5 protein-coding genes, 1 tRNA gene and 2 rRNA genes (1 of these 8 cut by a window edge) are annotated in these 7085 nt (G+C 58.4%); 5 read left to right on the top strand and 3 right to left on the bottom strand.

The window, feature by feature from the left end; all coding sequences use genetic code 11:
- Positions 1-53: 53 nt before the first annotated feature.
- The 5 genes from OVY48_RS01050 (at position 54) to OVY48_RS01070 (ending at position 4443) form a co-directional block, all read left to right on the top strand.
- Entirely contained in the window at positions 54-1673 is a 1620-nt protein-coding gene (locus OVY48_RS01050) for a recombinase family protein (protein WP_313921663.1), read from the top strand.
- Positions 1674-1736: 63 nt separating this feature from the next.
- Positions 1737-2111, top strand: coding sequence for an IS66-like element accessory protein TnpA (gene tnpA, locus OVY48_RS01055; RefSeq protein WP_313921603.1), 375 nt, complete (start codon positions 1737-1739; stop codon positions 2109-2111).
- The gene (gene tnpB / locus OVY48_RS01060) at positions 2108-2455 is read left to right on the top strand and encodes an IS66 family insertion sequence element accessory protein TnpB (RefSeq protein WP_096064158.1); all 348 of its coding nucleotides are present in this window, start codon (positions 2108-2110) and stop codon (positions 2453-2455) included. The genes tnpA and tnpB overlap by 4 nt, the downstream gene beginning before the upstream one ends.
- 63 nt (positions 2456-2518) lie before the next feature.
- The gene (tnpC, locus tag OVY48_RS01065; protein ID WP_313921664.1) at positions 2519-4147 is read left to right on the top strand and encodes an IS66 family transposase; all 1629 of its coding nucleotides are present in this window, start codon (positions 2519-2521) and stop codon (positions 4145-4147) included.
- On the top strand, positions 4147-4443 hold the full coding sequence (locus tag OVY48_RS01070) for a hypothetical protein (protein WP_313921605.1): 297 nt from the start codon (positions 4147-4149) through the stop codon (positions 4441-4443). Before tnpC ends, OVY48_RS01070 begins: the two co-directional genes overlap by 1 nt.
- A gap of 95 nt (positions 4444-4538) precedes the next feature.
- Here OVY48_RS01070 and OVY48_RS01075 read toward each other — a convergent pair.
- The 3 genes from OVY48_RS01075 to OVY48_RS01085 form a co-directional block, all read right to left on the bottom strand.
- A tRNA-Met gene (locus OVY48_RS01075) sits at positions 4539-4615 on the bottom strand.
- A gap of 106 nt (positions 4616-4721) precedes the next feature.
- A 5S ribosomal RNA gene (gene rrf / locus OVY48_RS01080) occupies positions 4722-4836 on the bottom strand.
- 163 nt (positions 4837-4999) lie between these two features.
- Positions 5000-7085: ribosomal RNA gene (locus tag OVY48_RS01085) — 23S ribosomal RNA — on the bottom strand; it runs 710 nt beyond the window's last position.

Consider the following 7085-nt stretch of genomic DNA (forward strand, 5'->3'; position numbering starts at 1 on the left):
AAGAATGGTCAAATCTGTAGACTGACCCCAAAGCTCATCTCTGGAGACTCCAAATGCCCCGCGTAGCGCTTTATGCCCGCTATTCCGACGATAAGCAGAGCCCTGCATCGATCGACGATCAGTTTTTGATATGCCGTGAACAGGCGGCGCGCGAAGGCTGGCGGATTGTCGCCAATTATAAAGATGCCGCGATCTCCGGCGCAAGCGTCATACTCCGTCCAGGCATCCAGTCACTTTTGCACGATGCGCAGATGGGGCGCTTCGACATTCTGCTGGCCGAGGCGTTGGATCGGGTGTCACGCGACCAGGCCGACGTCGCCACGCTCTACAAGAATCTCCAGTTCGCCGGCGTGAAGATCGTCACCCTGGCAGAGGGTGAAGTTTCTGAACTGCATGTCGGCCTCAAGGGCACGATGAACGCGCTGTTCCTCAAGGATCTTGCGAAGAAGACCCATCGCGGTCTGCGCGGCCGCGTCGAGAAGGGCAAATCCGGGGGCGGGCTTTGCTTTGGCTATGACGTCGTGCGGCGCTTCTCCAGCGAAGGCGAACCGGTCCACGGCGAGCGGAGTATCAATGCCGCCGAAGCTGAAGTCATTCGCCAGGTTTTCCGACAGTTCGCCAACGGGCTCAGCCCCCACGCAATCGCCTGCCGTCTGAATGATTCCGGGATTTCAGCCCCAACGGGCAAGCTGTGGACATCAACCACGATCCGCGGCCACGCCAAGCGCGGCACAGGCCTCCTCAACAACGAGCTTTATATCGGCAAACTTGTCTGGAACCGGCTGCGCTATCTGAAGAACCCGCAAACCGGCAAGCGGGTCTCCCGCATCAATCCCAAATCCGAATGGATTGTGACCGAGGTTCCTGACCTGCGGATCGTGGATGAAGAACTCTGGCAGGCTGTGAAGGCAAGGCAGGAGAATATCGCGATCCAATATGCCGACGTCATCGAGGCAACGCGCTCTGCCCATACAGCTCTTAATCGAACGCATCGCCCCAAAAGCCTTCTCTCAGGCCTGGTCTATTGCGGCTGCTGCGGCGGTCCTTATTCCCTTCGCGGGCAGGGGCGGTTTGCCTGTTCGAACCATGGTGATACGAAAAGCTGCTCGAACAGCCACAGCATCACACGCGACAAGCTGGAAGCGCGCGTCCTTGATGGTCTGCGCGATCGCATGATGACCCCCGAGGTCGCGGCAGAGGCCATTCGGACCTATGTCGAGGAGAATAATCGCATTAACCACCAGCGCCGCGCGTCAGAAAGTGCCGATCGAACCGACCTGCAGAAAGTCGTCAAGGCCATCAAGGGTCTCGTGACACTCGCAAAGGCAGGCAAGGGCACGCGCGCGCTGGTCGATGAGCTTTTGGAATTGGAAGCCCAGGAGGATGCGATCCGCGCTCGTTTGGCTGCGGCCCCTGCTGACGTGCCGGACATCCATCCCAACATCTCCGAGATTTATCGGCGCAAAGTCGAGCGATTGACGCACGCACTATCGCAGCCGGAGGAGCGCCAGGAAGCCGCCGATGCGTTGCGGGCGCTGATCGAGCGCATCGAGCTTACGCCCGGCGCGAAGCGTGGTGAGGTCAACGCCATGCTCCATGGCGAGTTTGGCAGAATCCTGGAGTGGATCGAACGTAACCGACCGGTTGAGGCCGCCTGCCTTGCTGTGATGTGAGCGCGTAAGAGACGTCCATAAGGACGTCGTTATGGACGTCCTGAGCCAAAGCGAGGGACGGCGGTGGAGATATTGGGCCGGGAACGGCGTCGTCGGTGGAGCAACGCGGAGAAGCTCGAGATCGTCGCCGCTGTGGGAATGAACGGAGAGACGTTGGCGCGCGTCGCGCGGCGCTACGATGTGTCGCGAAGCCAGATCTATCAATGGCGCCATCTGTTCAGGAAGCGAGGGTTGCTGCCTGCGGCGGACGGGCCGACCTTTTTGCCGGTTGATATCGGGGCGCCCATGCTGAGCGCGGAGCCCGTGCTCGATGACCGGGTGGTGGTCTCGCCCTTGATCGTCGAGCTGTGTCTGGCGCAAGGACGGCGGCTGCGCTTCGATGCCGGCATCGAGGCTACTGCCTTGACCCAGCTTATCCGGTCGGTGGAAGCTGCATGATCGGACCGGGCACCGGCGTAAGGGTCTATCTCGCCTGCGGCGTCACTGACATGCGCAAAGGGATTTCGGGTCTTGCAATGCTGGCCCAGACCGTGCTGCGACAGAAGCCGGCCAGTGGTGCCGTATTCGCCTTTCGGGGACGGCGCGGCGACAGGCTGAAGCTGCTTTACTGGGATGGTCAGGGATTTTGCCTCTATTACAAGATCCTGGAGCGCGGCCGTTTTCCCTGGCCCTCTGCGGCTGACGGGGCGGCGCGACTGACATCGGCCCAACTCGCGATGCTGTGGGAAGGGATCGACTGGAGGCGTCCGAACTGGGGTGCGCCGCCTACACGCGCGGGGTAACTTTTCTTCTGCAAAAGCGGCTGTTCTGCTAGGCTTTGCGGCCGATTTCCTGTATAAAAAGCCATGCTCAACGCGGCATCCGATCTTCCCGAAGACCCGGCCCTTCTCAAGGCGCTGATCGCCCAGTTGCAGGCCCAGAACAAGAAGCTGACGACGACGCTGCGCGCCCATGACCTGGTCGTCCAGGCACTGCGTTTGCAGATCGCCAGGCTCAGGAAGCAGGCTTTCGGCAAATCCTCCGAGAAGATCGAACGCGAGATCGAGCAACTCGAGTTCGCTCTCGAAGACGTGCTTGTTTCGGTCGCGCAACAGGGCCTCGTGACAAGTGGCCTGGACGATTCCGAGGCGCAAGCGGCGGTCGCGTCTGCCGAGACCACCCCTGGGCCGCGTCCATCTCGGCGCCCACGCGTCTCGGCGGATACGCCGCGCCAACGCCACGAACTTGACCCCGGCAGCACCTGTCCGGAGTGCGGCGGCGAGCTGCGTCTCGTCGGCGAAGACGTGAGCGAGATCCTCGAGATGATCACGGCAAAGCTCCAGGTCATCGAAGTCGTCCGCCCGAAGAAGTCCTGCCGTTGCTGCGAGAAGATGGTCCAGGTGCCAGCCCCGAGCCGACCGATCCCCGGTAGCATGGCCGGAGGAAGTCTCCTGGCTTACGTGCTGATCTCGAAGTTTGACGACCATTTGCCGCTGTACCGGCAGAACGAGATCATCGCGCGCATGGGTGCCGACATCCCACGCAGCACGCTGGCCGATTGGTGTGGTCGCTCGATGCGGATCCTGCAGCCGGTGATCGACCGGATCGAGGCCTCGGTCCTGGGCAGCGACATCCTGCACGCCGACGATACACCGATCCGCGTGCTGGCTCCGGAACGACGCGCCAAGGGTATCGGCAAGGGTGTGATGCAAGGCCGGATCTGGGGCTATGTCTGTGATCAGCGGCCTTGGGCCGGCACCGCGCCGCCTGGCGTCCTCTACCGCTATGCGCCCAACTGGAAAGCCGAGCACGTGCTGGCGCACTTGGGCAGCGCAAGCGGTATTCTTCAAGCCGACGCCTACAAAGGCTATGCTAAGCTCTACGAACCCGTCGCGGATGGTGAGCCTCGCTTCCGGGAAGCGGCCTGCTTTGCGCATTGGCGACGCGATTTTCATGACATCTGGACGTCGCAAAAATCCGAGATCGCACACGAGGCGCTCGAGCGTATCGGGCAACTCTACGACATTGAGCGCAAGATCGCGGGCAAGCCTGCCGATATCCGCCAGGCAATACGCCAGGAGTTGAGCCGACCCAAGCTTGAGGCTCTGCATAGCTGGGCCGAGAAGCAACTCACCCGTATCTCGACCAAGGGAGACCTGGCGAAGGCCTTTCGCTACGCCCTGGGGCGCTGGCACGCCTTCAGCCTCTTTATCGACGATGGACGCGTCGCCATCGACAACAACGCTGCCGAGCGGGCTGTCCGGCCCATATGCCTGGGCAAGAAGAACTGGTTATTCGCCGGCTCCGAAACAGGCGCCGAAACCCTCGCCCGCGCCATGACGCTGATCGAAAGCGCCAAAATGAACGGTCTCGATCCACAAGCATACATCACCGACTTGCTCAATCGCATCCACGATCACAAGATCAACAGGATCGACGAGCTGTTACCCTGGAACTGGGTGCCGCTCACCATCCCGCTAGCACTGGCCGCCTGATGGCCGCCGTCACTTCCTTGCTCACCCTCGACTATGTCGCCAAGATACTCGACGAGAACGTGGAGTTGCTGGAAGCCATCGTTTCAAACGACGACAACCTCACCTACGGCGCCATCGTCAGCGTCCACACCGGTCTGGACGAGTCCATCACCGCGCTGACGGATCACGGCGTGGAAGAACTGACGGACATGCTTAGCCAAGCACGTCTCACGACCAAGGCCTGGCACCAATTCCTCGATGACTTTATCGACGATCCCGAGCTCGCCGCGCGCTTCAAGGCCCATAAGCCGCGGTAACAATCGGACGGTTACGATCGAACAGCGTCGAGTGGCGCAGAATGCACAAAGCCCCGGCGCTTTGGCGTCGGGGCTTTGTGGAATGTCGGTTTCGGTGGTTGCGGGAGTAGGATTTGAACCTACGACCTTCAGGTTATGAGCCTGACGAGCTACCGGGCTGCTCCATCCCGCGACACGTGGTTGCCCCTTGGTTTTGGGGTAACGCAAAAAAGGCGGCTTTGGGGCCGCCTTTTTTGACAATGTGAATGGGTTTTTGCTGATTTTGCGCGAGCTTCAATGCCTGGCGACGCCCTACTCTTCCAGTGCTTGAGCAATAGTACCATCGGCGCAGACTGGTTTCACGGCCGAGTTCGGGATGGGATCGGGTGGGTCACAGACGCTATGGTCACCAAGCAATGAAGCTGGCGCAAAATCAGGGTTTATAATCGATACCGTGCACGGTGTTTTGCGTGTGTCGTGATTTCTGGCTGGCTTAAGAACCACGCCATCTCATTCAAGCTACCTGTTGCCAGTGCTGTCATTGATGGTGGGACTCTGCGATTCACGAATGAACCGTTTAAGCGCGAACAGAGCAATTAGGACTGGTTAGCTTCATGGATTACTCCACTTCCACATCCAGCCTATCAACGTCGTGGTCTACGACGGCTCGATGAAATCTTATCTCGAGGGAGGCTTCCCGCTTAGATGCTTTCAGCGGTTATCCCGTCCATACATAGCTACCCAGCTGCGCTCCTGGCGGAACGACTGGTACACCAGAGGTATGTTCAACCCGGTCCTCTCGTACTAGGGTCAACTCCTCTCAAATTTCGACGCCCACGGCAGATAGGGACCAAACTGTCTCGCGACGTTCTGAACCCAGCTCACGTACCACTTTAATTGGCGAACAGCCAAACCCTTGGGACCTGCTCCAGCCCCAGGATGTGATGAGCCGACATCGAGGTGCCAAACGATTCCGTCGATATGAGCTCTTGGGAATCATCAGCCTGTTATCCCCGGCGTACCTTTTATCCGTTGAGCGATGGCCCTTCCACGAGGGACCACCGGATCACTATGACCGACTTTCGTCTCTGCTCGACTTGTCAGTCTCGCAGTCAGGCGGGCTTATGCCATTGCACTCTAACAGACGGTTTCCAACCGTCCTGAGCCCACCATCGCGCGCCTCCGTTACTCTTTAGGAGGCGACCGCCCCAGTCAAACTACCCACCACAGAGGGTCCCTGTACCGGATAACGGTACGAGGTTAGACATCAGAAAACAGCAGGGTGGTATTTCACCTATGGCTCCACATCAACTGGCGTCGATGCTTCAAAGCCTCCCACCTATGCTACACAGCTCTTTCCTAATGCCACTCTGAAGTTGCAGTAAAGGTGCACGGGGTCTTTCCGTCTAACCGCGGGTACTCCGCATCTTCACGGAGAATTCAATTTCGCTGAGCATATCCTGGAGACAGTGGGGAAGTCGTTACGCCATTCGTGCAGGTCGGAACTTACCCGACAAGGAATTTCGCTACCTTAGGACCGTTATAGTTACGGCCGCCGTTTACCTGGGCTTCAATTCAGTGCTTGCACACCTCCTCTTAACCTTCAGGCACCGGGCAGGCGTCAGGCCCTATACGTCGTCTTGAAGCCGACTTAGCAGAGCCCTGTGTTTTTGCTAAACAGTCGCTACCCCCTGGCCTGTGCCCCCCATAAGAGCTTGCGCTTATATGGGGCCTCCTTCTTCCGAAGGTACGGAGGCAATTTGCCGAGTTCCTTCAGGATACTTCTCTCAAACGCCTTGGTATACTCTACCATTCCACCTGTGTCGGTTTAGGGTACGGTCTATACGGAGGGGCTATTTCCTGGGACGATTTCACAGCCTGGAGCAATCCAATAAGCCCAGACCATTTACACCATCCGTCACACACCTCCAGGCCCACGAATATTAACGTGGTTCCCATCGACTACCCCCTTCGGGCTCGTCTTAGGGGCCGGCTTACCCTGCTCAGATTAGCTTTAAGCAGGAACCCTTGGAATTTCGGCGACAGTGCATCTCACACTGTTAATCGCTACTCATGTCTGCATTCGCACTTCCGATACCTCCACGACCCATTACCAGATCGCTTCAACGGCCTACGGAACGCTCCGCTACCGCGTGATCGTAAACGATCACACCCTAAGCTTCGGTGCATCACTTTAGCCCCGTTACATCTTCGCCGCAGGATCTCTTATTTAGACCAGTGAGCTGTTACGCTTTCTTTAAAGGATGGCTGCTTCTAAGCCAACCTCCTGGTTGTTTTGGAAATCCCACATGCTTTCCCACTTAGTGATGACTTGGGGACCTTAGCTGTAGGTTAGGGCTGTTTCCCTTTTGACGACGGACCTTAGCACCCGCCGTCTGTCTGCCGGACTAGACTCGTTGGTATTCGGAGTTTGGTTAGTGTTGGTAGATCTCGCGACCCCCGCAACCATCCAGTGCTCTACCCCCAACGGCAATCATCCGACGCTCTACCTCAATAGATTTCGCGGAGAACCAGCTATTTCCCGGCTTGATTGGCCTTTCACCCCTAAGCACAACTCATCCGACAATTTTTCAACATTGAACGGTTCGGTCCTCCAGTGCGTGTTACCGCACCTTCAACCTGGTCATGCATAGATCGCCGGG

Origin of the sequence: Sphingobium sp. SA2, assembly GCF_032227065.1 — a bacterium.
Lineage (GTDB): Bacteria > Pseudomonadota > Alphaproteobacteria > Sphingomonadales > Sphingomonadaceae > Sphingobium.